Raw genomic sequence first — 26,066 nt, 5'->3', positions numbered from 1 at the left:
CTCATGCGCTTGCCCCGAGAATCACGTCTGCCGCCTTCTGCGGCATCGAATAAAGGTCCGCCGTGCCGGCGAACGTCAGCGCATTGCGACTCCAGACCGCGCGTTGCTGATCATCGGCCAGCATCTGCGCCAGCATCTGGTCGAGCGCCTGCTGCTCGAACGGGCTGGGCACCACGCGACCGCAGTTGGCGTCGGTAATGTAGTGGGCATAGCCACATACATCGGTGACCAGCACTGGCAGCCCGGCGACCAGCGCTTCCAGCAGGACGGTACCGGTGTTCTCGTTATAGGCCGGGTGGATCAGCAGATCGGCGCCCAGCAGGAAACGCGGAATATCGCTGCGCCCCTTGAGGAATTCGACCATGCCGGAAACGCCCAGCGTCTTGGCCTGCAGCTTGAACGGCTTGGGATCGTCCTGGCCGATCACCAGCAGCCGGGTGCGCTGGCTCAGTTCACGCGGCAATGCGGCGAGTGCCTTGAGGCTGCGGTCCAGCCCCTTGGTCTTGAAGCCGGAACCGATCTGCACCAGCAGCAGCTCGTCGGGCCGCACTTCGAACTCCTCGCGGAATTCGGCGCGAATCTGCGCGGCATTGGCCGGCGCGCGGCGATCCTGAGCGATGCCCGGCGGCAACAGGTGAAAGCGTTCGGCGGGCGTGCCGTAGTGTTTGACGAACAGCGGCTGCTGCACCTCGGAGATCATCAGGATTTCGGTCTTCGCTTCGGGCGCGAACACTGCGCGCTCGTACTCGGCGAAGTGCTTGTAACGGCCCCAGCGCCGATAGATCGGGTTGCGCAGCGTCTGCGCCTTGTCCTCGAAACATGGGTCGGCGGCGTAGTACACGTCCAGCCCCGGCATCTTGTTGAAGCCGATCACCCGGTCCACCGGCCGCTTGGCCAGATCGGCCTCGACCCAGGCGGTGAAGCGCTCGTTGCGGGTGTGGTTGAACAGCGCCTTGACCGGCGCGATCAGCACCTCGAAGCCGTCCGGCACCTCGCCTTCCCAGATCATCGCGTAGACGCGAATACTGTGCCCACGACGCTGGCATTCCAGGGCGATACGCATGAAGTCGCGCTGCAGACCGCCGAACGGAAAATACTTGTAGAGAATGAAGGCCAGTTGCATCAGACGGACTCCGGGGCCCGCAGCAGGGCTTTCAATTCGGTAACGACGCGCTCGGGGCGCAGATCGTCGAAACAGGGCTTGTGCCGATCACCGCGACCGGCGTTCGGTCCGCTGGCACACAGGTGCACCTGGGAGCGGCCATAGGCGCCGACCCGCCCGGGCAGGGTCGGACCATAGAGCGAAATGCTCGGCACATCCAGCGCCGCGGCCAGGTGGCCGAGACCGGTATCCACCGCGACGCAGGCGCGCGCGCCGGCGATGACCCGGGCGACACCGGCAAGATTGAGCTTCGGCAGCACCGCGGCGTTGGCTATGCCACTGACGATGCGTTCGGCCCGCGCCTTCTCCTCGGCATTGCCCCACGGCAGGCGGATCGCCCAGCCGAAATCACTCATGCGCTCGGCCAGCTCGCGCCAGTATGCTTCCGGCCAGTGCTTGCTCGGCCAGGTGGTGCCGTGCAGAAACAGCAGGTAGGGCTGGTCGCTGGGCGCCGCCATCTGCTCGCGATCGAGACCGTAATCGGCGACATCCTGCGGCAGCGGATACGCGAGCGCCTGGGCGAACAGCTGACGCACCCGTTCCAGCGCATGCTGGTCACGCGGCACGGCGTAGCATCGGTCATAGAAGCGTGCGGCGATGGGCTCACGCGCGGACTCCCGGTCCAATCCAGCGACCGGAGCCTTGACGTAACGGGTCAGCCAGGCGCTTTTCAGCAAGCCCTGGGCGTCGATCACCAGGTCGTAACGGCCTTCCCGCAGGCGTGCCTTGAAGCGCTGCCATTCACCCTTGCGCAGGGTCTGCAGCGGGTGCTTGCGCCAGCGACGAATCGCTACCGGGATCACCTGTGTCACCGCCGGATGCCAGGCCGGAATCTCGGCGAAGCCCTCCTCCACCACCCAGTCGAACTGGATGCCGGGCAGCGCCCGCAGCGCATCGGTCAGGGCCGGCAGGGTATGCACGACATCGCCCAGCGACGAGGTCTTGACCAGCAGGACCTTCAATCAGCGTACCTCGACCGACTGCGGGACCAGACGATCCAGCGCATCGATCACCGCGCGCGGCTTCAGCTCGCGCATGCAGTTGTTGTGGCCGAAGCGGCAGGTGCGCTCGAAGCAGGGACTGCAGTTGAGGCCCAGGCGCACCACTTCAACCTGCTCGGAAAGCGGTGGAGTGAAGGCTGGCGAGGTGGAGCCGTAAACCGCCGCCAACGGCCGGCCGAGCGCGGCGGAGACATGCATCAGACCGGAGTCGTTGGACACCACTGCATCGGCACAGGACAGCAGATCGATCGCCTCGGCCAGGCTGGTTTCGCCCGCCAGGTTCACTGCCTCTTCGCGCAGGCCCGGAATCAGCCGCTCGAGAATCTGCTCGCCGACCGGGTGATCGTTCTTCGAGCCGAACAGCCAGACCTGCCAGCCGTCCCGGATTTTCAGCTCGGCCACCTTGGCGAAGTGTTCCGCCGGCCAGCGCTTGGATTCGCCGAACTCGGCACCGGGGCACAACGCCAGCACTGGCCGGTCCAGACTCAGGCCGAAACGTGCCAGGGCGGCGTCGCGAGTCGCGGTGTCGATACGCAGCGAGGGATTGGGGTACGGCTTGGGCAGCTCGGCGCCCGGCTCGAAGGCCAGCGCCATGAAGCGCTCGATCATCAGCGGGTAGCGCTGCTTGTCGAGCTTGCGCATGTCGTTGAGCAGGCCGAAACGCATCTCGCCACGCCAGCCCGTGCGCTTGGGGATGCCGGCGAAGAACGGCACCAGCGCCGACTTCAGGGAGTTGGGCAGCAGGATCGCCTGCTGGTACTGACCGCGCAGGCTCTGCGCAACCTTGCGCCGGGTCGCCATGTCGAGCACGCCGTGCCCGACCGGAAAGCTCAGCGCCTGGCGCACCTCGGGCATGCGCTCGAGAATCGGCCGGCTCCACTCGGGCGCCAGCACGTCGATCTGGCAGTCGGGATGGCGCTGTTTCAGGCAGACGAACAGCGTCTGCGCCATCACCATGTCGCCAACCCAGCTGGGTCCTACGATCAGTATGTTCATAAGCTCTAAGCCATAAGCTGAGGGGCTGGAAGCGTGGCCGGCAAGCGAGTCATGCGTTGCCGGCTTCCAGCGCCAGGCTTACTTGACCAGGGTCCGCCATTCGGCGTGGGCATTGGTCTTGCCGGTGACCAGATCGAAGTAGGCTTTCTGCAGCTTCTCGGTGATCGGGCCGCGACGGCCGATACCGATGGCGCGGCCGTCCACTTCGCGGATCGGCGTGACTTCGGCTGCGGTACCGGTGAAGAAGGCTTCGTCAGCGATGTACACCTCGTCGCGGGTGATGCGCTTCTCGACGACTTTCAGGCCGTGCTCGGCAGCCAGGGTCAGCACGGTGCCGCGGGTGATGCCATTCAGGCAGGCGGTGACTTCCGGGGTGTAGATCACGCCATCCTTGATGATGAAGATGTTCTCGCCCGAGCCCTCGGCCACGTAGCCTTCGGGGTCCAGCATCAACGCTTCGTCGGCGCCACCGGAAATGGCTTCCTGCAGGGCCAGCATCGAGTTGATGTAGGCACCGTTGGACTTGGCGCGGGTCATGGTGATGTTGACGTGGTGACGGGTGAAGGAACTGGTGCGCACCTTGATGCCCAGCTCAAGCGCCTCGTCGCCCATGTAGGCGCCCCAATGCCAGGCCGCGACGATCACGTGCACCTTCAGGCCGCTGGCGCGCAGGCCCATGCCTTCGCTTCCGTAGAACACCATCGGGCGGATGTAGGCGCTTTCCAGGTTGTTCTCGCGCACCGCGGCGCGGGTCGCCTCGTTGATCTCTTCCTTCGAGTACGGCATCTGCATGTTCATGATGTGCGCCGAATCGAACAGGCGGTCGGTGTGCGCCTGCAGGCGGAAGATCGCCGTGCCGTCCGGGGTGTTGTAGGCGCGCACGCCTTCGAACACGCCCATGCCGTAGTGCAGGGTATGGGTCAGCACATGGGTGGTCGCATCGCGCCACTGCACCAGTTCGCCGTCATACCAGATGACGCCATCACGATCGGCCATCGACATCTTGCCAGCTCCTCAGAATTCGATATTGCTCGGTAGCCCGACGCGGGCTCAGCTGAGCCCCAGCTCGCGCCAGATCCGCATGACTGCGCGACGCTCGTCGTGGAATTGGTCCCCACTCACCACTCCGGGCTGCTTCTGCAGTGATTGCCGGTGAGCCGCGGCACGGTACGCCTTGTAGGCGTCCTGCAGCAGCCGCACCTCATCGCCGGTCATCAACCCGGCCTGCTCCAACCCATCGAGAATGCGGATGTTATCGGTATAGCGCAGCAGTTCGGGATGCTGGTGCGACCACGCCAAAGCCGCGTATTGCACCATAAATTCGATATCCACGATACCACCGGCGTCCTGCTTGAGATTGAACTCGGCCGCGCCGTCGAAGGCTTGCTCGGCAGTCCCCGCATGTGTCGCGCGGGTCCCGAGGTTGTCGCGCATCTTCGCGCGCATGTCGCTGACTTCGCGACGCAGCGCATCCAGATCACGTTCACGACCGAGCACACCGGCGCGCACCCGTTCGAAGTCGGCGGTCAGCTGCGGACAGCCAACCAGCACCCGCGCACGCACCAGCGCCTGGTGCTCCCAGGTCCAGGCTTCCTGGCCCTGGTAGCGCTCGAAGGCGCCGAGGGAGCTGACCAGCAGCCCGGAAGCGCCGGACGGACGCAGGCGCATGTCCACCTCGTACAGCTGGCCGGAGGTGGTCTGGGTAGTCAGCAGATGAATGATGCGCTGACCGAGACGGGTAAAGAACTGCGCGGTGTCGATGGGCTTGGCGCCATTGGTCTCGGCGGCAGGGTCGCCGTCATGGATGAACACCAAATCCAGGTCGGAACCGTGACCGAGCTCGATCCCGCCGACCTTGCCGTAACCGACGATGACGAAGGCCGGATCGCAGAGCGTGCCGTCGCTGCGCTGCGGCTGACCATGACGCGCAACCGTGTGGCGCCAGGCCAGGGTCAGCACTTCCTGCAGAATGGCCTCCGCCAGCCAGGTCAGGTAGTCGCTGACCTTCATCAACGGCAGCGTCCCGGCGATCTCCGAGGCTGCGACGCGCAGGCGATGCGCCAGCTTGAAATGACGCAGCGCCTCCATCTGCTGCTCGAGGTCATCCTCGGGAATACGCATCAGCCGCTCACGCAACTCGGCAGCCAGCTCCGGCGCCAGCGGTGGGCTGTACAGCCGCCCAGCATTGAGCAATTCGTCGAGCAGCAACGGGAACCGCGCGATCTGCTCGGCGACCCACGGGCTGGCCGCGCAGAGTTCGAGCAAGCGCTGCAGCGCGCCGGGATTTTCGGTCAGCAATACGAGATAGGCCGAACGCCGGGCCACCGCCTCGACCAATGGCAGCACGCGTTCGAGCACCAGATCCGGGTCGTCCTGCTCGACAGCCTGCGCCAGCAGACGAGGAATGAAGGCATCCAGACGCTCGCGACCGAGACGCTGCATGGTCCTGACCTGACTGGCATTACGCAGTGCGGCGAGGCGCTGACAGGCAACCTGACCATCACGGAACCCGGCTTCGGACAGCTGTCGACAGGCGAACTCTTCGTCCCAATCCTGCTCCCACAGCGGCAGCCACTCGCCGCCGACCAGCGCCTCGCCTTCGGCATTCTCGTCCTCGTCCGGGTCGGCGATAACCTGGTGAAAATGCCAGTCGATACGCCCACGCCAGTGCAACAGCTGCTCGTGGAAGGCCTGCCAGCTGTCGAAACCGAGCATGAAGGCGACCCGCGCGCAGTCGACTTCAGTCTCCGGCAGCATCTGCGTCTGGCGATCGGCGATGGCCTGCAGCGCATGCTCGGTATAGCGCAGAAACTCGTAGCCTTCGCGCAGCTCCTTCACCGCCGCACCCGGCAGATAGCCCTGACCTTCCAGGGTAGCCAGCACCTTGAGCAACGGCCGCTGTTGTAGGCTGAGATCGCGCCCGCCGTGAATCAGCTGAAACGCCTGGGCGATGAACTCCACCTCGCGGATGCCGCCGGCACCCAGCTTGATATTCGAAGCCATGCCCTTGCGCCGCACTTCCTGCTGGATCAGCTGCTTCATGGTGCGCAGCGCTTCGATGGCGGAGAAATCAAGGTAGCGCCGATAGACGAACGGCCGCAGCATTTCCAGCAGCTCCTTGCCGGCCTGCTGGTCGCCACCGATGACACGCGCCTTGATCATCGCGTAGCGCTCCCAGTCACGCCCCTGGTCCTGGTAGTACTGTTCCAGCGCGTTGAAGCTGTAGACCAGCGGACCGGACGAACCGTACGGGCGTAGGCGCATATCGACGCGGAAGACGAAGCCATCGACGGTGATGGCGTCCAGCGACTTGATCAGCCGCTGACCGAGCCGGACGAAGAACTCCTGATTGTCCAGCGAGCGCTTGGCACCCACGGTTTCGCCACCTTCGGGGTATCCGAAGATCAGGTCGATGTCCGAGGACAGATTCAGCTCATGGGCGCCCAGCTTGCCCATGCCAAGGATGACCATGTGTTGCGGGTTGCCGCTGCGACGCCCGGTGGGTACGCCGAACTGCTCGCAATGGCGTGTGTACAGCCAGTGATACGCCAGATCGACCGAAGCGTCGGCGAGATCGGAAAGGTCGCGACAGGTTTCGGCAAGGTCGGCCTGACGGGTCAGGTCGCGCCAGATGATCCGCACCTGCTGGCGGGTCCGGAAGCGGCGCAGGGTCAGCGCCAGGGCATCCTCGCTGTCGCACGCGGCGACCTGCTCGCTCAGTGCGTCACGCATCTCGACCGGCGCGAGCGATCTGTCCAGCCAGCCCAGCTCGGCCAGCTGCAGCAGCATCTGCGGATCTCGACTAACCTGTTCGCTGACGAAGTCGCTCGCCGCACAGACTCGGCCGAACGCCTCGCGCTGCTCCACCAGCCAGGCGCGGCAACGTGCCGCAATGGCATCCGACAGGCTGCCGGCAGCAGCGAGGAACGACTCTTCGGCACGACTGACAAAAGGCAGAAGCGAGGGCGGCAATGCAACCAGCGATGGCAGACTCATTGAGGTTTCCTTCACAGCAACACAGTGAAACCGCGCGATTCAGAGCCTCGCAGATGCCTTTCTCAGGAAAATGCCAGCGCCGCTGATCTGTAGTTTTACTACTAAAGAGTATTTCAGGGGGCTGATCCCGACGTCATTTTGTAGTAAAACTACAGACGCCCGGTCCTACCCCCGGCACTCGTCCAAGAACATTACACGCACCGGCCCACAAAGCCGGTCGCGAACAGGCAACCGATTCTGGAAGCCTTTCCGCCATGGAGCAAGCCATGCAAGATCTCGATCCCGTCGAAACCCAGGAATGGCTGGACGCCCTCGAGTCCGTCCTCGACCGCGAGGGTGAAGACCGCGCTCACTACCTGATGACCCGGATGGGCGAACTGGCCACACGTAGCGGCACCCCCCTGCCCTACGGCATCACCACGCCGTACCGCAATACCATCCCCGTCACCCGCGAAGCCAAGATGCCAGGCGACCTGTTCATGGAGCGCCGTATTCGCTCCCTGGTCCGCTGGAACGCACTGGCGATGGTAATGCGCGCCAACCTCAAGGATCCGGATCTGGGTGGGCACATCTCCACCTTCGCTTCCAGCGCGACCCTCTACGACATCGGTTTCAACTATTTCTTCCAGGCCCCAACGGAAGAGCACGGCGGCGACCTGATCTACTATCAGGGGCATGCCTCCCCTGGCATTTACGCCCGCGCCTTTCTCGAAGGCCGCCTGAGCGAAGACCAGATGCTCAACTTCCGCCAGGAAGTCGATGGCAAGGGCCTGTCGAGCTACCCGCACCCGCACCTGATGCCGGACTTCTGGCAGTTCCCGACCGTCTCCATGGGTCTCGGCCCGATCACTGCGATCTACCAGGCGCGCTTCATGAAGTACCTGGAGAACCGCGGATTCATTCCGAAAGGCAAGCAGCGCGTCTGGTGCTTCATCGGTGACGGCGAGTGCGACGAGCCGGAAACCCTCGGCGCCATTTCCCTGGCCGGCCGTGAGAATCTCGACAACCTGGTGTTCGTCATCAACTGCAACCTGCAGCGTCTGGACGGCCCGGTACGCGGCAACAGCAAGATCATCCAGGAGCTGGAAGGCGTATTCAAAGGCGCCAACTGGAACGTCAACAAGGTCGTCTGGGGCCGCCTGTGGGACCCACTGTTCGCCGCCGACGAAGACGGCCGCATGCAGCGCCGCATGGACGAAGCCATCGACGGCGAATACCAGAACTACAAGGCCAAAGACGGCGCCTATGTGCGCAAGCATTTCTTCGGTGCTGACCCTGAGCTGCTCAAGCGTGTCGAGAGCATGTCCGACGAGGAAGTCTGGAAGCTCAACCGCGGCGGCCACGATCCGTACAAGGTCTATGCGGCCTACCACCAGGCGGTCAACCACAAGGGCCAGCCGACAGTCATCCTGGCCAAGACCATCAAGGGTTACGGCACCGGTGCTGGTGAGGCGAAGAACATCGCCCACAACACCAAGAAAGTCGATATCGACAGCCTGAAGAAATTCCGCGATCGCTTCGACATTCCGGTCAACGATTCGCAGCTCGAAGAACTGCCGTTCTACCGCCCGGCCGAAGACAGCGCCGAGATGCGCTACCTGCGCAAGTGCCGCGAGAAACTCGGTGGTTCGCTGCCGCAGCGCCGGCCGAAGAGCTTCAGCATCCCGACGCCGCCGCTGGAAACCCTCAAGGCGGTGCTCGACGGTTCCGGTGATCGCGAGATTTCCACCACCATGGCCTTCGGCCGGATTCTCTCGCAGCTGGTGAAGGACAAGGATCTCGGCAAGCGCATCGTGCCGATCCTCGCCGACGAGGCCCGCACCTTCGGCATGGAAGGCATGTTCCGTCAGCTGGGTATCTATTCCCCGGTGGGGCAGCTTTATGAGCCGGTCGACCGCGACCAGGTGATGTATTACCGCGAAGAGAAGGATGGTCAAATCCTGCAGGAAGGCTTGAACGAAGCAGGTGCGTTCTCCTCGTTCATCGCGGCGGGTACCGCCTACAGCAACTACAACCAGCCGATGCTGCCGGTCTACATCTTCTATTCGATGTTCGGCTTCCAGCGGATCGGCGACCTGGCCTGGGCGGCCGGCGATGCCCAGACCCGCGGTTTCCTGCTCGGTGGCACCTCCGGACGCACCACCCTGAACGGCGAAGGCCTGCAGCACGAGGACGGGCATAGCCACATCCTCGCCAGCACCATCCCCAACTGCCGCAGCTATGACCCCACCTACGGCTATGAGCTGGCGGTAATCATGCATCACGGCATGCACGAAATGATGGAGCTGCAGAAGAGCGTCTACTACTACATCACCGTGATGAACGAGAACTACCAGCAGCCGGCCATGCCGCAGGGTGTCGAGGACGGCATCATCAAGGGCATGTACCTGCTCGAGGAAGCCAAGGGCGACTTCAAGCACCGTGTACAGCTGCTGGGCTCGGGCACCATCCTGCGTGAAGTGCGTGCTGCAGTGGACATCCTCGCCAAGATGGGTGTCGGCGCCGACGTCTGGAGCGTAACCAGCTTCAACGAGCTGCGTCGCGATGGCCTGGCGGTCGACCGCTGGAACCGTCTGCACCCGACAGAGGAGCCGCGCAAGAGCTATGTCGAGCAGTGTCTGGAAGGCCGCGAAGGCCCGGTAGTGGCCTCGACCGACTACATGAAGCTGTTCGCCGATCAGATTCGTCAGTGGGTTCCGTCGCGCGAATACCAGGTGCTCGGCACTGACGGCTTCGGCCGCAGCGACTCGCGCGCCAAGCTGCGTGACTTCTTCGAAGTCGACCGCCGCTGGGTTGCCGTCGCGGCACTGCAGGCACTCGCCGATCGCGGCGCCATCGAACGCACCGTGGTGGCCAATGCCATCACCGAGTTCGGTATCGACCCCGAGAAGCGCAATCCGCTGGATTGCTGATGCTGCGTGCGCACAGGAGAACCTATTGTGAGTGAAACCATACGCGTACCCGACATCGGCAGCGGTGAGGGTGAAGTAATCGAGTTGTTCGTCAAGGTCGGCGACCGTATCGAAGCGGACCAGAGCATCCTGACGCTGGAGTCCGACAAGGCCAGCATGGAAATCCCGGCACCCAAGGCTGGCGTCGTGAAGGCCTTGAAGGTCAAGCTCGGCGACCGCCTGAAAGAAGGTGACGAGCTACTTGAGCTGGAAAGCGAAGAAGGAACTGACAGCGAAGCGCCGGCGCAAGCCGCGGCCGAGCCTGCCGCTGCCAGCACTGGCGGCCCGACTGATGAAGCCGAAGCACCTACGCCTCCGAGCGATGAAAACCCCTCGGCCTCAGCCGAGGAAGGCGAGTCGCAGGAAATCAAGGTTCCGGACATCGGCTCCTCCGGCAAGGCCAGCGTGATCGAGATTTCAGTGAAGGCCGGCGATACCATCGCCGCCGAGCAACCGCTGATCACTCTCGAGTCCGACAAGGCCAGCATGGAGATCCCCTCTCCAGCCGCTGGCGTAGTCGAGAGCATTTCGGTCAAGGTGGGCGACGAAGTCGGTACCGGCGACCTGATCCTGATCCTCAAGGGTACCGCCTCGAGCAAGCCGGCAGCGGCCAGTGCTCCGGCCAGCCAGGCACAAGGCCCGGCCAAGGAGAAACTGACCGAGCAGGCCGCAGAAGCACCGGCCGAAACTGCAGGCGAGTCCGTGGAGGAGGTTCGTATTCCGGACATCGGTTCCAGCGGCAGCGCCAAGGTCATCGAAGTCATGATCAAGGCCGGCGACAGCGTCGAGGCGGACCAGTCGCTGATCACCTTGGAATCCGACAAGGCCAGCATGGAAATTCCGGCGCCCAAGGCGGGCGTGGTGGAGTCGCTGTCGATCAAGGTGGGTGACGATGCCAAGACCGGCGACCTGATCCTGACCCTCAAGGTCCAGGGCTCGGCGCCAGCGAAAAAGGCCGAGGGCAGGCCGCAGGAGGCCGTTTCCCAGCAGCAGGCCGTCGCACCGAACAAGCAGGGCGTACCGGAGGCGAAGACCGCGGCGACGCCGGCTCCGGCCGTCAGCGGTCCGAGCAAGGCCGGCACCAAGGTTCACGCCGGGCCGGCGGTACGCATGACTGCGCGCGAGTACGGCGTCGACCTGGCCGATGTTCCGGCCACCGGTCCCAAGGGCCGGATTCTCAAGGAAGATGTCCAGGCCTACGTCAAGAACATGCTGCACAAGGCCAAGCAGGCTCCGGCCGAAGGTGCCTCGGGCGGTGCCGGCATTCCGCCGATCCCGGCCGTGGACTTCAGCAAGTTCGGCGAAGTCGAAGAAGTCGCGATGTCGCGCCTGATGCAGATCGGCGCAGCCAACCTGCACCGCAGCTGGCTGAACGTACCGCACGTGACCCAGTTCGAATCGGCCGACATCACCGAACTTGAGGCCTTCCGCGTCTCCCAGAAGGCTGCCGCCGAGAAGGCCGGCGTCAAGCTCACCGTGCTGCCGTTGTTGCTCAAGGCGTGTGCGCACCTGCTCAAGGAGCTGCCGGACTTCAACAGCTCGCTGGCGCCAAGCGGCAAGGCACTGATCCGCAAGAAGTACGTGCACATCGGCTTCGCCGTGGATACGCCGGATGGCCTGATGGTCCCGGTGATCAAGAACGTGGATCAGAAGAGTTTGCTGCAGTTGGCTGGCGAAGCGGCCGAGCTGGCAGAGAAAGCGCGCAGCAAGAAGCTTTCGCCTGACGCCATGCAGGGTGCCTGCTTCACCATTTCCAGCCTTGGCCACATTGGCGGCACCGGCTTCACGCCGATCGTCAACGCGCCGGAAGTGGCGATTCTCGGGGTATCCAAGGCGACGATGCAGCCAGTCTGGGACGGCAAGGCATTCGAGCCGCGCCTGATGTTGCCGCTCTCGCTGTCCTACGATCACCGTGTAATCAACGGGGCTGCCGCCGCACGCTTCACCAAACGGCTGTCGGAGCTGTTGGCGGATATCCGCACCCTGCTGCTGTAACGGCTGAGCCAAACGAAAAACGCCGCATCCTCTGAAGAAGATGCGGCGTTTTCTATTGTGCAGAGATCACGCGCACCAACTGCTACGTCAACCCTTCTGCAGATTACGAATCAGAAAAGACAGTGCCTTGGCCAACTCTTCGGCACCCTGGGGGTCGCGCAGAATGACCAACAAGGGCAGGCCGTCGATGGGGCTGCTGATCGAACAACTGAACCCTTGCGCAGGACACTGATATTGCAGGTAGGGATCAAGCCCGAATACCGACAGACTGCGGTTGCGCACGGCAACACCGCCGCTGCTGCTGCGGACTTCCTCGCGTATGCGCAACTCGCCAGGAGAGGCCACGCTCAGCTCGTAGAGAAAGTCCTGCGGATTGGCCTGACCAACCTGATAACCCGCTCGCAATGCGTAGGTATCGAGCAATCCGTTACTATGCGCGAGCAGCGCTTCGCGATCGCTGCTGGTGAGATAAAGCTTTTTCAATTCAGTGAGATAGCGAGTCGACTCATCCGAGCCGAACTCCACCACTTCACTCGCGATCAGAGGTGTTCCGATCACGCAGAGAACCGAGACCATCACTAACTTTGCAAGCCGACTTGTCAGTCCCTGTCGCATGATGCACCCTTGCCGAAATTAATATTATTTAGCCATCGTCCTTCGCTGGAACGGCACCTGGAGCACAGGCCAGCCCGACTCCGTGGAGCATACTGGAAGCCAACCGCTCGATGAAAATACATACCGATGCCGCCAGCCGTCTGGCGACCGAGGTTGTGACGCAGTTGCCAGTGCCTTCACGGCTCGGCATGCTGCGTTTCGAGCGCTTGAACGAGTCCAGCTGGACACTGCTGTTTCTCGACCCCGCTTGCGAGCGTTATCTCGGTGTTTCCGCCGGCGACCTTTGCTCCCTGGTCGACGCCCCCTACGCCAGCCTGATGGAGCCCAGCGTCCGTCACCAGCTACACGAAGAGATTCAGCAACAGCTGACAGGCCGCAGCCACTATTCAGTCAGCTATCGACTGCACACGCCTGACGGCGTGCAGGACATCACCGAACTCGGCGAAGTTTGCCAGCAGTATGGTCGCGAGCTGCTCAGGGGCTATCTGATGCCCGGACGCCAGCCTGAATCGGATCAGGATCTCAGGGCGCAGAACGCCCGACTGCGCACGGCGCTGCAGCAACATCAGCAAGCCCAGGACGAACACATCGAGCACATGCTGCGCTCGCGCACCCAGCAGAGCCTGATCGTCAGGCTGGCTCGGCATCGCTACGGCTCCGCCAATCCGGAACTGGAAGCGGCACAGCTGATCACCCAGGCCGCCTGCGAAGTCTACGAGCTGAACCGCGCGACAATCTGGCATCTGGACGGCACGCGCCTGGAGCCAGTGTCGTGCTACCGACTCGACAGCGACCATTACGAAACGCCCTCAGCCCTGGAACTCGCACCCTTTCCGCGCTACTTGCAGGCGCTGCAGAGCGGTCGCGCCGTCGATGCGCAGGACGTGTCCCAGGATCACCGCACCTGCGAACTTGACCAGCTTATCTATCGCCCGCAGGGAGTTCGCTCGATCCTGGACGCCAGCATTCGAGTCGGTGGGGAGGTAATCGGCGTTCTCAGCCTGCAACACACAGGCAAACCGCGCGCATGGCAGGCCGACGAGATCGCCTTCGCCGGCGAGCTGGCCGATCAGTATGCGCAGGTGCTGGCCAATCAGCAGCGGCTCAGCGCAACCCATATGCTCGGCCTGTTCCAGCGCGCCGTGGAACAGAGCGCCAGCGCCTTCATCCTGGTCGACCGAGAAGGCCGGGTGGAATATGTGAATCCGGCATTCACCGTCATCAGCCAGTTTTCCTCAGCCGAGGTACGCGGTCAGCGTCTGGCCGATCTGAAGGCTCTGGAAAACCTCGGCGAGCTGCTGTTCGACACCTCTTCGGTACTTGCCCACAGCAACAGCTGGCAAGGCGAGTTCCGCTCCCGACGCAAGAACCTCGAGCCGTACTGGGGTCAGCTTTCCATCTCCAAGGTCTTCAATGAAGAAGGCGCGCTGACCCACTACATCGGCATCTACGAGGACATCACCCGCAGCAAACTGGCGCATCAGCATATCGAGCGTCTGGCCTATACCGACAACCTGACCAACCTGGGCAATCGCCCGTACTTCATTCGCAGCATCGAGGAGCGTTTTGCCGCCGGGGCCGAGCCCAGGCTCTGCCTGTTGCTGGTGGACATCGACAACTTCAAGCGCATCAACGACAGCCTCGGCCACCAGACCGGCGACAAGCTGCTCACCAGCCTTGCGCGGCGACTGCGCAACGGACTCAACCAGCAGGCCGTACTGGCACGCTTTGCCAGCAACGAGTTCGCCCTGCTGTTCGATGACAAGGGACTGGACGAAGGCGTCCGCCTGGCAGACCAGGTGCTGCGCATCCTCGATAAGCCGCTATTCGTCGACAAGCAGCTGATCAGCGTCAGCGGGTCCCTGGGGCTGGCGTGCTCGCCCCAGCACGGGCGTGACCCGGAAACACTGATGAAGCATGCCGGGCAAGCGCTGCACAAGGCCAAGGCAAACGGCAAGAACCAGGTGCAGATATTTACCGAAGCCCTGCATGCCGAAGCCAACTACAAGCTGTTCGTCGAGAACAACCTGCGCCGTGCGCTGCTGCAGAACGAGTTGGAAGTGTTCTACCAGCCCAAGCTATGCCTGCATACCGGCCGGCTGCAGGGGCTGGAAGCGCTGCTGCGCTGGAACCATCCGGAAAAGGGCATGATCCGCCCGGATCAGTTCATCAGCGTCGCGGAAGAAACCGGGCTGATCATCCCGATCGGCAAGTGGGTCGCGCGGGAAGCGTGCCGGATGGGCGTCACCCTTTCCGCGCTAGGCCTTGGCACGCCCCAGATCGCAATCAACCTTTCACCCAAGCAGTTCTCGGATCCGGATCTGCTTGGCACGATCGCCGCAATTCTGCTCGAAGAGCAACTTCCCGCCGCGCAGCTGGAGCTGGAGCTGACAGAAAGCCTCCTGCTCGAAGCAACCGAGGAAACCCGACAGCAGCTGATCGGCCTCAAGGCGCTCGGCCTGACGCTGGCCATGGACGACTTCGGCACGGGGTATTCCTCGCTGAGCTACCTGAAGAAATTCCCCATCGACGTGATCAAGATCGATCGCAGCTTTATCAAGGACATCCCGGGCAACCAGGACGATGTGGAGATCACCTCGGCGGTGATCGCCATGGCCCGCAAGCTGCACCTGAAGGTCGTCGCTGAAGGAATCGAAACACCGGAGCAGCTGAAATTCCTGCGTCGTCATCGCTGTGATATCGGTCAGGGCTACCTGTTCGACAAGCCGATCCCCGGCAACATCCTGACCGAGGCTCTGCGCCGCTACCCCCGTTGGTGCTGAGTGCCAGCCGTTTGCGCAGAACTCTGCGACGCGTGGTAGCCGTGGCGCTTTCACTGGCTCCCGGGCTTTTGTAGCCTAGCTTGTCAGCCACCTTCCCCGCTCGAGGCTCGCATGTCGCTACGCTCGCAGATTCTGATCAACAAACAGGCACTGCCCACCGCCGAGCAGGCCTTGCCCGGCCGCTCGACACCCGTACCGGTCCCCCCCGCCCACTACGTCAATGGCAACCCGCTGCAGCCACCCTTTCCAGCAGGCCTTTGCCAAGCGATGTTTGGCATGGGCTGCTTCTGGGGAGCGGAACGCCGGTTCTGGGAGCAGCCGGGAGTGTGGACAACGGCTGTCGGCTATGCCGGAGGCCTGACCCCGAACCCGACGTACGATGAAGTCTGTTCCGGGCTTACCGGGCATACGGAGGCGGTACTGGTGGTCTTCGATCCTCAGCAGATCGACTACGGCACGCTGCTACGCGTTTTCTGGGAGGCACACAACCCGACCCAGGGGATGCGGCAGGGTAACGATGTCGGCAGCCAGTACCGTTCGGCGATCTACTGCATGGATGCACAGCAGCGCCGCGAGGCAGAGGCAAGCCGTGAACGTTTCCAGCGGCAACTAAGCGCAGCGGGCTTTCCGGCCATCACCACCGAGATAGACGATGCACCGTCGTTCTACTACGCAGAGGCCTATCACCAGCAGTATCTGGCAAAGAATCCTGGGGGATATTGCGGGCTTGGTGGGACCGGTGTGTGCCTGCCGAATTGATGCCGAGGGAAGTCGGGCTAAGCCTAAGCGGTCGCAAGGCCGCCTGAATGGCTGACTGCTGGCATAAGAACTAAGCAGAAAAGAAAAACCCCGCCGAAGCGGGGCTCTGCAGACTGAATCCTGACATCCATGATCGCGCGCCATCCTGGCGCCGCTCCCTGTGTGGTCCGTTTTATTGATTTGCGCTTTCCATGCGCCACGTCCTTAAGCAGTAGATTACCGTCAGACCTTGTGAGCCTGTAGTAGCCATTGTGCATCACGCCTTGTAAGCCTTTTCCTACATCGCGTCATCCTTGATGCAATGCTGTAAGTCCAGGCTTACATGGTGCGGTTTTTATGACCTGAAGGGCGGCTTAATCGTTCCGCGTCATGGCCAAATAATTTCATATTGCCTTTAGATTAAGCCGCGGCTTCTCAGAATTGAGCAGCGTCGAGCAGGTACAGCGACTCGCTTCCGGCCTTGACCGAAGCACTCAGCGAATGAATTCGCGGCAACAGGCGAGCAAAGTAGAAACGCGCGGTTCCCAGCTTGCTCTGGTAGAAGTCGCCTTCATCCTGTTTGGCGAATGCCGTCGCCGCCATGCGTGCCCACATGTACGCATAAGCGGTGTAGCCGAACACGTGCAGGTACTCCACCGAGGCGGCGCCGATTTCGTTCGGATTCACCTTGGCCTGATCGATGACCCAGGCGGTCAGCTCATCCAGATTGTCCATGGCAGCCTTGAGGGGCTCGGTGAACTCCGCCAGCTCTGGAGCGGCATCAGCGATGAATGCACGAATTTCATCGACGAAGGCCTGATACATGGTGCCACCACTGCCGACGATCTTGCGCCCAACCAGGTCCAGCGCTTGAATGCCGTTGGTGCCCTCGTAGATCTGAGTAATGCGGCAGTCACGCACCAGCTGCTCCTGGCCCCACTCGCGGATGAAGCCATGGCCGCCGAAAATCTGCTGCCCATGTACCGTGGTTTCCAGCCCCATGTCAGTGAGGAAGGCCTTGGCTACCGGTGTCAGCAGCGCCACCTGCGCCTCGGCTCGCAGTCGCGCCTCGTCATCGTCACTGAACTTGGCGATATCGAGCTGCAGCGCGACATAACTGGAGAACGCGCGACCACCCTCGTTCAGCGCCTTCATGGTCAGCAGCATGCGGCGTACATCCGGATGCACGATGATCGGATCGGCTGCCTTGTCCTGCGCAACCGGCCCGGTCGGTGCGCGGCTCTGGATACGCTCGCGGGCATACTCGATGGCGCTCTGATAGGAGCGCTCGCCAGTCGACAGGCCCTGAATACCGACGCCCAGACGCTCGTAGTTCATCATGGTGAACATCGCTGCGAGGCCCTTGTTCGGCTCGCCGACCATCCAGCCGGTGGCACCGTCGAAGTTCATCACGCAGGTCGCCGAGGCCTGGATACCCATCTTGTGCTCGATGGAACCGCAGGACAGCGAGTTGCGCTCACCTAGGGTACCGTCCTCGTTGACCATCACCTTCGGCACCAAGAACAACGAGATGCCGCGGGAGCCAGCTGGCGCATCCGGCAGCTTGGCCAGCACCAGGTGGATGATGTTCTCGGTCAGGTCATGCTCGCCGCCGGTGATGAATATCTTGGTGCCGCTGATCTTGTAGGAGCCGTCTGCCTGCGGCTCGGCCTTGGTGCGGATGATGCCCAGGTCGGTACCGGCATGAGGTTCGGTCAGACACATGGAGCCGGACCAGACACCGGCATACATGTTCGGCAGGTACTTCTGCTTGAGCTCCTCGCTGGCGTGGGCGTAGATCGACAGGCAGGCGCCGGACGTCAGCATCGGATAGAGGCCGAAGGCCAGGCTGGCGGAGTTCATCATCTCCTCAACCTGAGCCGAGATGACCTTGGGCATACCCATCCCGCCGAACGCCGGATCGCCACCGACACCGACCCAGCCGCCTTCGGCGTATAGCTGATAAGCCTCGCGGTAGCCGGCGGGCGTAGAAACCGCCCCGGCGTCCCAGCGGCAGCCTTCTTCGTCACCGCTGCGGTTGAGCGGCGCGATGCTGTTGGCGGTGATCTTGCCAGCTTCCTCGAGAATTGCATCGGCCGTCTCGGCATCGACCACCTCGGCCAGCGCTGGCAGCGACTGCCAGAGTTTCGGCGCGTCGAAGACTTCATTCAGGACAAAACGCATGTCGCGCAGCGGCGCTTGGTAGTCAGCCATGGCAAGGTTCCTCGCAAGACACTGGGTTGCGGCCACTATGGGCCGTTTCCAGCGAGTCTAACCGAATAACCAGGACAGGATTAAGCGTCTTTTTATGACCAGATAGTTTTGACCAGTCACTATCAATACCGATGCAACCCTAACGCGAATGCTCGGCCATGCGCACCGCGCCGCGGCCACTGCCATGCGCTCGCAAACAGTTTCTTCCTGCTTTTTTTGCACTGTACAGCGCTTGGTCGGCGGCCTTGATCACCTCTTCCGGACTGCGCTGCTCGCCTTGTCGCTCCGCCACTCCGATGCTGATGGTCACCGAGACCTGGTTCGCCGACGCCGCTCCCCGGGCCATACGGCCGCGACGATCATCCTTCGGCCGATTGTCTGCGTCACGCAGCTGCAGGGCATAAGCCTCCACCGACTGGCGTACCGCATCGAGGTGCGGCAGGCACTCCTCGATACTGTGCCCAGGAAATACCAAAGTGAATTCCTCACCGCCATAACGATAGGCGCGCCCACCGCCGCCGATCTTGCGCAGCCGGCTGGCAACCATCTTCAGCACCTGATCACCGACGTCGTGACCATAGGTATCGTTGAAGCGCTTGAAGTGGTCCACGTCAGCCATCGCCAGCACGTACTGCCGCCCCAGGCGCTGCAGTCGCTCATTCAGAGCGCGACGCCCAGGCAAGCCGGTCAGCTCGTCACGAAAGGCCATGAGATAAGCCTCATGAGCGATTGCCGTCACCAGCATCAGCAGCACATGGCTGCTCAGAATGTTGAGGGCGGCATAGCGGCTGAACGTCTGCGGCAGCATCAGCAGAATGCCGAGCAGCGCGATGATCTGCGCCGCATGGGAAGGTCGCGGCTGGCGAAGGTACTGGACGATCAGCAATACCAGCGCCACGAGGAACACCGGATACGCCAGCTGGATGAGCGGTAGCCAGTCGGCCTTGAGCGCGGGCCAGCGAATCACCACCAGCCAGGCATGTAACGCTTCCGGAAACCGCTTTGCCAGCGCCACGGCGACGACGCCGACGGCAAACAGCACGGCGGCACGGGCCAGGCCGTCCTGCGCCAGGTGACTGCGCTCTCGCCACACGCCATACAGGCCGTAAAGCAGCGGCAGCAGCAAGCTGCAGAGATGAAAGGTCAGTGCAGCATCGTCCAGCAGAGTGCCATGCGCCCGGTAGTGATCGGCGTGGATATCGAGGAGGAAATAGGCAAGATAGACGCAGAGCAGCAGAAACAGCTCGCGGATGCGGCCGTACATCATGCAAAGCGCACCGCCGAGCAACAGCAGTACGGTCGGCAGGACGTTATAGAGCGACGTGAAGAACTCGTTCAGCGAAACCTGACGCGCGATGACCTCTCCGCCGAGCAACAGGGCCAATGGCGCGAGAAAATGGCTGAAGCGAGGCGGGACGGTACGCGACACGGCAACTCCGGCATGCTGCCGAGAAAAGCTAGCATTTTGCCTTCTTGCTACCCGTTGTGCAGCCGAAATACCGGCGAAGATGCGGCAAAAGCAATACAACGTCTGGATTGGGCACAAAAAAGCCGCTGCAAAGCAGCGGCTTTTCTTTACAACCTCAACCCGTCAGTAACCGAGAGCGAAGTCTTCCTCAGCCATCTGCATCAGGTTGTCGGCACCGGACAGCATGGCGTCGACATGCATGCGGGTACGCGGCAGGATGCGCTGGAAGTAGAATCGCGCGGTCTGCAGCTTGGCCTTGTAGAACGCCTCCTCGGAGGTGCCCTCAGCCAGTTTCTCGGCAGCAACCCGAGCCATGTCAGCCCAGAAATAGGCGAGACAGGCGTAGCCGGAATACATGCAGTAGTCGACCGACGCCGCACCGACCATTTCACGATCCTTCATGGCGGCCATGCCGATCTTCATGGTCAGCTCGCCCCACTCCTTGTTCAGCTGATTCAGGGGGGTAACGAACTCCTTGATGGCTTCGTTGCCTTCCTGGTTCTGGCAGAACTTGTGCACGATCTTGGTGAAGGACTTCAGCGCCTCGCCCTGGGTCATCAGCACCTTGCGGCCCAACAGATCCAGCGCCTGGATACCGGTGGTGCCCTCGTACAGCATGGAGATACGCGCGTCACGCACGTTCTGCTCCATGCCCCACTCGGCGATGAAGCCGTGACCACCGTAGATCTGCACGCCGTGGTTGGCAGCTTCGAAGCCTACTTCGGTCATGAACGCCTTGGCGATCGGCGTGAGGAAGGCCAGCAGCGTGTCGGCCTGCTTCTTCTGCTCTTCATCCTGGCTGTTCTTGACGATGTCGACCTGCTTGGCGGTGAAGTAGACCATCGCGCGGTTGCCCTCGGCGAACGCCTTCATGGTCAACAGCATGCGACGCACGTCCGGATGCACAATGATCGGGTCGGCTGGCTTTTCCGGCGCCTTGGGGCCGCTCAGCGCACGCATCTGCAGGCGCTCACGAGCGTACTTGATGCCGCCCTGGAAACCGATCTCGGCATGTGCCAGACCCTGCAGTGCGGTACCCAGACGTGCGGTGTTCATAAAGGTGAACATCGCGTTCAGGCCCTTGTTCGGCGGACCGATCAGAAAGCCGGTGGCGCCGTCGAAGTTCATGACGCAGGTCGCGTTGCCGTGGATGCCCATCTTGTGTTCAAGCGATCCGCAGTTCACACCGTTGCGCTCGCCCTTCTCGCCTTCGGCGTTGGGCAGGAACTTGGGCACGATGAACAGAGAGATGCCCTTGGTGCCAGCCGGAGCATCGGGCAGGCGAGCCAGAACAATATGGACGATGTTCTCGGCCATGTCGTGTTCACCGGAGGAGATGAAGATCTTGGTGCCGTTCAGCTTGTAGCTGCCGTCGGCCTGGGGCTCCGCCTTGGTGCGCAACATGCCCAGATCGGTACCGCAGTGCGGCTCGGTCAGGCACATGGTGCCGGTCCACTGGCCGGACACAAGCTTGCTCAGATAGGTGTGCTTCTGATCGTCGGTACCGTGGGTAGCGATGGTGTTCATGCAGCCATGAGACAGGCCGGGGTACATGCCCCAGGACCAGTTGGCCTGACCGATCATTTCGCTGATCGCCAGACCGAGGGACTCGGGCAGACCCTGACCGCCGTGGTCGACGTCATGGGCCAGGCTCGGCCAGCCGCCTGCCACGTACTGCTCATAAGCTTCCTTGAAACCGGTCGGCGTCTTCACGCCCGACTCGCTCCAGGTGCAGCCTTCGATGTCGCCGACGCGATTCAGCGGAGCGAGTACCTGCTCACAGAACTTCGCGCCCTCATCGAGAATCGCGTTGACCATGTCCGGGGTGGCGTCTTCACATCCCGGAAGGCTCTGATAGTGCGCTTCGTAGCCGAGCAGCTCGTCACGTACGAAACGGATATCGCGCAAGGGGGCCTTGTAGTCGGGCATAGCGTAAACCTCAGCGGTGAGTTCTTGTAACAAGCTGACCGGGCGACCCAGCCATCTGAATTCGATTTCGACCGTCGGACTACCAGCCCGAAGGGTCAAACAGGCGTTTGAAACATACGTTTCGACCTGAGCGATGTCAAGCGCGGAACAGGGCACCACTTATCGGCTGAATCAGCCAAATTCAGGTCGAGCGAAGGCCACGCCTGGCGAAATTCGGGAATAGGAACTCTGATGTTGCAAAGACGCAGCAAGCCCGGCGCCTGCCGAGCTGACTGGCAGGAACGAAGATGCAGGAAGGAGAAAAGCGAAGCTGGCCGAGCGCATGAATGACGACTCGAATCAGCAAGGAGAATCGATGAGCGCCGGAGGACGCGATCAGGCCTGGGTATCGATCAGCGTGCCGAGGACTTCGTCAGCGCTCTGGATCATACGGGCACCTGCCTTGGCACTGTGTTCACCGACCTTCAACTGGATGAGCTGCTCGGTGATTTCGGTGATTTCGGTGACCGCCTGGGAGTTGCCCAGCACTGGCGCGTTGGCGGAGGCGATGGAAGAAGCGGCCTGCTCGACGCGCTGCTGACCGCCCTGGTAGGCACTGAGGCCCGCGCCCAGAAGGTTATTGGTGATTTGCATGGTGACTCCACGCGCTATCAGGTTGCCAGCATTCAAGCAGATGCCGACACGTACCGCAAGGCGCGAGTCGCCGCAATGCGCGTCCGCTCACACCGGCTGCAACGCGGGCAACGTCAGGTAGCGCGCGACCTGACGCGCCGTTGGCGCAGCGAGGCGAGGCACCTGGCCAAGGCAGGGTGCCGGTAGCAGCTCAGCGAGCGTGGCGAGGTTGTCATCCAGCCGCGACGTGGCAGGGTCGATGATATTCGCCACCCAGCCAGCCAGCGCCAGCCCGTCGCGGGCGATCGCTTCAGCACTGAGCAGCGCATGGTTGATACAACCCAAGCGCACCCCTACTACGAGAATGACCGGTAAACCCAGCGCCGCGGGCAATGCCGACAGATGCTCACGCGCATTCAGCGGGACTCGCCAGCCTCCCGCGCCCTCGACCAGAGTGACGCCGGCCTGCCGGGCCATTACCGGTTGCACGGCCTCGATCAGACGAGCGGCGGTCAGTTCGACACCCGCTTCGCGGGCGGCTATATGCGGGGCAATGGCCGGCTCGAACGCGAACGGATTGACCGTCGCATAGTCCAGCGCAAGGCTGCATTCGGCCAGCAGGGCCAGCGCATCGCTGTTACGTAAACCCTGCTCGGTCCTTTCGCAGCCTGAGGCGACCGGCTTCACCGCCGCGGTGGACAACCCCGCCAGGCGCGCTGCATACAGCAGGCCCGCGGCGATAGTGGTCTTGCCAACATCGGTATCGGTGCCGGCAATGAAGAAAGCGCGATGCATCATGGCTCCTTGTGCAGAATGCCGTAGATCACCTGGTAGGTCGCCGGAAGCCCCTCGGGACGGCGGAATCCTTCGTAGGCCTCGACCAGCGCGCGGATGCGTGCACGCCCGGTCAGTCCATCCGGGCGACCCGGGTTCAGGTTGTGCGCCCCCAGCGCCTTGAGCTCATGGGTCAGCTGGCGCAGATCGGGGAAATGCAGCACTTCCGGGCGCACTTCGAGACTCGCCAATCCAAGACCGCAGCCCCTACACAGCGTCTGGTAGGCCTCCCGCGAGCGGAAGCGGTTGACGTGAGCGAAGCCGTCCACCGCCTGCCAGCTGTCCCGCAGCTCCTGCAGGGTACCGCTGCACAGACTGGTGAAGGCAAAGATGCCGCCCGGACGCAGCACCCGCCGCACTTCGCTCAGCACGCTGGCGAAATCCTCGCACCACTGCAGGGCCAGGCTCGAATAGATCAGGTCGACAGTGCCATCACGCAGCGGCAGCCGCTCGGCGTCACCGGTGACGAAATGCCGTGCGCCGCCCTGCGGCCGTGCATGGCGCAGCATGCCCTCGGCGATATCCAGTGCCAGGCCATCGGCCTCCGGAAAGGCCGCAGCCAGGACGCGGGAGAAGTAGCCGGTGCCGCTGCCGAGATCGAGCCAGCGGCCGGGTTGCCGAGTGGAGGGCAGTCGGGCCAGCAATTGATTGCCGACCTGTCGCTGCAGCGCGGCGACGCTGTCGTAACTGCCCGCAGCACGGGAAAACGATGCCGCGACCTGGCGCTTATCAGGCAACTGCGCCGGCGGACGCTCGCTGAGCGATGCTTCAGTCATCCTCGCCATCACCCATAAACGCCAGCATTGCCGTCGCCACGTCGTCGGCACGCTCCAGCGGCAGGCCGTGGCTGGCATTGGCCAGCACATCGACTTCCACATCCGGCAGAGAGGCCAGCAGCGCATCTGCCGCTGACGCCGGCACCAGTGCATCACCATCGGCGAACAGATGCAGCTGTGGCCCCACATAACCTTGCAGCGCCTCGCGGCCGTCCAGCTCGGCGAGCAGACGCAGCCCGGCGGCAGCCACTGACGAAGGCTGCTCGAGCAGGCTAACCTGCAGTTGCCGCGCCAGCGTCCGCGGATCGTAGGCACTGCGGCTACACAGCAGGCTGAAGCGCTTGAGCGTGTCATCCGGCCCGAGTCGGAAGGCCTCCTCGAAGGCATCGAACACTTCGGCAGGCATCGCCGTCGGCCAGTCGTCACGGCTGCGGAAGCAGGGGTTGCTGCAGAGGGTGATCAGCCCCGGACAGTTGTCGCCACGCCGCGCGGCCAATTGCGTCGCCAGCATGCCGCCAAGCGACCAACCGGCGAGCCAGCTGTCGACGGGCAGCCGCGCATCCAGCTCATCGAGCCAGGCCTCGGGGCGATCCAGCGTCGGCAGCGGGGCAATGTCGACCTGCAGCCGTGGCTGGCGGTCGCGCAATAGCTCGGCCAGGGGTTCAAGGGCGGCCGAGCTGAACGCCCAGCCCGGCAGAAGAATCAGTCGATCACGCATCCTCGTTCTCCTTGGGCAACAGGGCCCAGCACTCGGCCAGCGCTTCCAGCAGGCGATCCAGCTGTGCCTCACTGTGGCTCGCCGTGAAGGTGATCCGCAGCCGTGCGCTGCCGGCCGGAACGGTTGGTGGGCGAATCGCGCCGACCAGGATGCCGCGCTCGCGCAGCAATGCCGACAGCCTCAACGCCCGTTCGCTGCTGCCGACCAGCACCGGCTGGATCGGCGTCGGGCTGTCCATCAGTGTCAGGCCGATCTGCACTGCGCCTTCGCGGAAACGTGCTACCAGCCGGTTCAGCTGATCGCGGCGCCAGCCCTCGCTACGTAAAAGCTCCAGACTTTTGAGTGTGGCACAGGCCACCGCAGGCGGCTGGCTGGTGGTGTAGATGTACGGTCGCGCGAACTGGATCAGCGTTTCGATCAGCTCCTCGCTACCGGCGACAAAGGCGCCTGCGGTGCCAAACGCCTTGCCCAGCGTACCGACCAGTACCGGAACGTCATCCATGCCCAGACCGAAATGCTCGACGATGCCGGCGCCCGTCGCGCCCAGCGGACCGAACCCATGGGCATCGTCGACCATCACCCAGGCGCCACGCTGCTTCGCCGTGGCACAAATCGCCGGCAGTTCTGCGAGATCGCCGTCCATGCTGAATACGCCATCGGTCACCACCAGAGTATTGCCGCTGGCTTTCTCCAGGCGCTTGGCGAGGCTTTCGGCATCGTTGTGCAGGTAGCGCGAGAAGCGCGCGCCGGAGAGCAAACCGGCGTCGAGCAGGGAGGCGTGATTGAGGCGATCCTGCAGCACCGTATCGCCCTGCCCGACCAGCGCCGTCACCGCAGCCAGATTCGCCATATAACCGGTGGAAAACAGCAGCGCCCGTGGTCGGCCGGTGAATTCGGCAAGGGCTTCCTCGAGCTGGTGATGCGGCGTGCTGTGGCCGATCACCAGATGCGAGGCGCCGCCGCCCACACCCCACTTCGCAGCGCCCTGCTGCATGGCGTCAATCACCTCGGGATGATTGGCGAGGCCCAGATAGTCGTTGGAACAGAACGCCAGCAGGCGGTCGCCATCGACCATCACCTCCGGCTGCTGCGGCGCTTCCAGCAGCGGACGTTGACGATAGAGATGGGCCGCGCGGCGCTCGGCTAGACGGGCGGAGAGATCGAAGCTCATGGGTGCACCGAGAGGAGGTGGATGACCACGCGCGGGTGATCCAGCCTGCAAATGGGTTGGCCAGGCCAGCGGCGGATGCGTGCAACCGATGCCGCGCTCATCCACCG

The 26,066-nt window shown here is 63.0% G+C and carries 18 protein-coding genes; 4 read left to right on the top strand and 14 right to left on the bottom strand.

The annotated features are described in order from the left end of the window. Position 1: 1 nt before the first annotated feature. The 5 genes from CW305_RS21495 to glnE all read right to left on the bottom strand — a co-directional run bounded on the left by CW305_RS21495 (position 2) and on the right by glnE (position 7,155). The gene (locus CW305_RS21495; protein WP_104098921.1) at positions 2 to 1,123 is read right to left on the bottom strand and encodes a glycosyltransferase family 4 protein; all 1,122 of its coding nucleotides are present in this window, start codon (positions 1,121 to 1,123) and stop codon (positions 2 to 4) included. Beyond that, entirely contained in the window at positions 1,123 to 2,124 is a 1,002-nt protein-coding gene (gene waaC / locus CW305_RS21490; RefSeq protein WP_104098920.1) for a lipopolysaccharide heptosyltransferase I, read from the bottom strand. Before waaC ends, CW305_RS21495 begins: the two co-directional genes overlap by 1 nt. Continuing rightward, on the bottom strand, positions 2,125 to 3,159 hold the full coding sequence (gene waaF / locus CW305_RS21485) for a lipopolysaccharide heptosyltransferase II (protein WP_104098919.1): 1,035 nt from the start codon (positions 3,157 to 3,159) through the stop codon (positions 2,125 to 2,127). Between the two features lie 78 nt (positions 3,160 to 3,237). Continuing rightward, complete coding sequence (ilvE, locus tag CW305_RS21480; protein WP_104098918.1) at positions 3,238 to 4,161, bottom strand: branched-chain-amino-acid transaminase; 924 nt, start codon at positions 4,159 to 4,161, stop codon at positions 3,238 to 3,240. A 48-nt stretch (positions 4,162 to 4,209) separates the two neighbouring features. Next, complete coding sequence (glnE, locus tag CW305_RS21475; RefSeq protein ID WP_042921882.1) at positions 4,210 to 7,155, bottom strand: bifunctional [glutamate--ammonia ligase]-adenylyl-L-tyrosine phosphorylase/[glutamate--ammonia-ligase] adenylyltransferase; 2,946 nt, start codon at positions 7,153 to 7,155, stop codon at positions 4,210 to 4,212. A 266-nt stretch (positions 7,156 to 7,421) separates the two neighbouring features. Here glnE and aceE point away from each other — a divergent pair, with 266 nt between their 5' ends. Both aceE and aceF read left to right on the top strand, forming a co-directional pair. Then, the gene (gene aceE / locus CW305_RS21470; RefSeq protein WP_104098917.1) at positions 7,422 to 10,067 is read left to right on the top strand and encodes a pyruvate dehydrogenase (acetyl-transferring), homodimeric type; all 2,646 of its coding nucleotides are present in this window, start codon (positions 7,422 to 7,424) and stop codon (positions 10,065 to 10,067) included. A 27-nt stretch (positions 10,068 to 10,094) separates the two neighbouring features. After that, a complete protein-coding gene (gene aceF / locus CW305_RS21465; protein ID WP_104098916.1) occupies positions 10,095 to 12,101 on the top strand; it encodes a dihydrolipoyllysine-residue acetyltransferase in 2,007 nt (668 codons plus the stop codon). A gap of 87 nt (positions 12,102 to 12,188) precedes the next feature. Here the strand turns inward: aceF and CW305_RS21460 are convergent, their stop codons facing one another. Next, on the bottom strand, positions 12,189 to 12,677 hold the full coding sequence (locus CW305_RS21460; RefSeq protein WP_104098915.1) for a hypothetical protein: 489 nt from the start codon (positions 12,675 to 12,677) through the stop codon (positions 12,189 to 12,191). Between the two features lie 149 nt (positions 12,678 to 12,826). On the opposite strand from CW305_RS21460, the gene CW305_RS21455 reads away from it, so the two are divergent. Together CW305_RS21455 and msrA are read left to right on the top strand one after the other, a co-directional pair. Then, positions 12,827 to 15,499: a bifunctional diguanylate cyclase/phosphodiesterase gene (locus CW305_RS21455; protein ID WP_104098914.1), complete on the top strand. Its 2,673-nt coding sequence runs from the start codon at positions 12,827 to 12,829 to the stop codon at positions 15,497 to 15,499. Positions 15,500 to 15,610: 111 nt separating this feature from the next. Then, a complete protein-coding gene (gene msrA / locus CW305_RS21450; protein ID WP_104098913.1) occupies positions 15,611 to 16,258 on the top strand; it encodes a peptide-methionine (S)-S-oxide reductase MsrA in 648 nt (215 codons plus the stop codon). A 414-nt stretch (positions 16,259 to 16,672) separates the two neighbouring features. Here the strand turns inward: msrA and CW305_RS21445 are convergent, their stop codons facing one another. From CW305_RS21445 to bioF, 8 genes are all read right to left on the bottom strand, one after another. Next, positions 16,673 to 18,451 (bottom strand): acyl-CoA dehydrogenase C-terminal domain-containing protein, encoded by a 1,779-nt coding sequence (locus CW305_RS21445; RefSeq protein ID WP_044313860.1) that lies wholly within the window; start codon positions 18,449 to 18,451, stop codon positions 16,673 to 16,675. A 139-nt stretch (positions 18,452 to 18,590) separates the two neighbouring features. After that, positions 18,591 to 19,880: a GGDEF domain-containing protein gene (locus CW305_RS21440; protein WP_044313861.1), complete on the bottom strand. Its 1,290-nt coding sequence runs from the start codon at positions 19,878 to 19,880 to the stop codon at positions 18,591 to 18,593. Between the two features lie 162 nt (positions 19,881 to 20,042). Then, positions 20,043 to 21,848, bottom strand: coding sequence for a phenylacyl-CoA dehydrogenase (locus tag CW305_RS21435; protein WP_023445082.1), 1,806 nt, complete (start codon positions 21,846 to 21,848; stop codon positions 20,043 to 20,045). Positions 21,849 to 22,223: 375 nt separating this feature from the next. Then, positions 22,224 to 22,481, bottom strand: a complete 258-nt coding sequence (locus CW305_RS21430) for a hypothetical protein (protein WP_104098912.1) — start codon at positions 22,479 to 22,481, stop codon at positions 22,224 to 22,226. 87 nt (positions 22,482 to 22,568) lie between these two features. Continuing rightward, on the bottom strand, positions 22,569 to 23,255 hold the full coding sequence (gene bioD / locus CW305_RS21425; RefSeq protein ID WP_044313863.1) for a dethiobiotin synthase: 687 nt from the start codon (positions 23,253 to 23,255) through the stop codon (positions 22,569 to 22,571). Next, positions 23,255 to 24,070 carry a malonyl-ACP O-methyltransferase BioC gene (gene bioC / locus CW305_RS21420; RefSeq protein WP_014818866.1) on the bottom strand — a complete coding sequence of 272 codons (816 nt, stop codon included), beginning with the start codon at positions 24,068 to 24,070 and terminating at the stop codon, positions 23,255 to 23,257. The genes bioD and bioC overlap by 1 nt, the downstream gene beginning before the upstream one ends. Then, positions 24,063 to 24,788 carry an alpha/beta fold hydrolase gene (locus CW305_RS21415; RefSeq protein ID WP_104098911.1) on the bottom strand — a complete coding sequence of 242 codons (726 nt, stop codon included), beginning with the start codon at positions 24,786 to 24,788 and terminating at the stop codon, positions 24,063 to 24,065. The genes bioC and CW305_RS21415 overlap by 8 nt, the downstream gene beginning before the upstream one ends. Further along, positions 24,781 to 25,959: an 8-amino-7-oxononanoate synthase gene (gene bioF, locus CW305_RS21410; protein WP_104098910.1), complete on the bottom strand. Its 1,179-nt coding sequence runs from the start codon at positions 25,957 to 25,959 to the stop codon at positions 24,781 to 24,783. Before bioF ends, CW305_RS21415 begins: the two co-directional genes overlap by 8 nt. Between the last annotated feature and the right edge of the window lie 107 nt (positions 25,960 to 26,066).

This window comes from Stutzerimonas kunmingensis (genome assembly GCF_002929225.1).
In the GTDB taxonomy this organism is placed as follows: domain Bacteria; phylum Pseudomonadota; class Gammaproteobacteria; order Pseudomonadales; family Pseudomonadaceae; genus Stutzerimonas.
This window is presented reverse-complemented; position numbering and strand designations above follow the sequence as displayed.